General features: G+C 49.5%; 1 rRNA gene. It reads right to left on the bottom strand.

The window, feature by feature from the left end:
• A 23S ribosomal RNA gene (locus tag ACFO9Q_RS10160) occupies window positions 1-221 on the bottom strand; the annotation flags it as partial.
• Between the last annotated feature and the right edge of the window lie 294 nt (window positions 222-515).

Here is a 515-nt window from a genome sequence, read left to right as displayed (position 1 = left end):
TTCCTCGGGGTACTTAGATGTTTCAGTTCCCCCGGTATGCCTCCTCATGAGCTATGTATTCACTCATAGGTAACTGTCCATTACGACAGCTGGGTTTCCCCATTCGGATATCCCCGGATCAAAGCCTGCTTACGGCTCCCCGAGGCGGTATCGTTGTTCGCCACGTCCTTCTTCGGCTCCTGGTGCCTAGGCATCCTCCGTGCGCTCTTATTAGCTTAACCAATGCTCCGGGTGACTCGGTGGATGCGCCGTTCCTACTTCCCCCCTCTGAATCAATAAAGACTCAAAGGTAGGGGGGGAAGTAGCAAAAGGTCGCAGTCCATCCGAGTCACCCTTCGCTTACAATTAAAGATCGTAAGATTTAAGGATGTTTCAGCATTTCATTTCTTTCGCTATCCAGTTTTCAAGGAACAATATTTCGTTGCGTCTACGACACAACGTCAAGACAAAAGAAAAACATAAAACACTTTTGGTGGAGCCAAGCGGGATCGAACCGCTGACCTCCTGCTTGCAAG

It is taken from the genome of Paenibacillus sp. GCM10023252, assembly GCF_042653305.1.
Lineage (GTDB): Bacteria > Bacillota > Bacilli > Paenibacillales > Paenibacillaceae > Pristimantibacillus.
The sequence above is the reverse complement of the archived record's forward strand: the minus strand, read 5'-3'. Positions and strand labels throughout refer to the sequence as shown.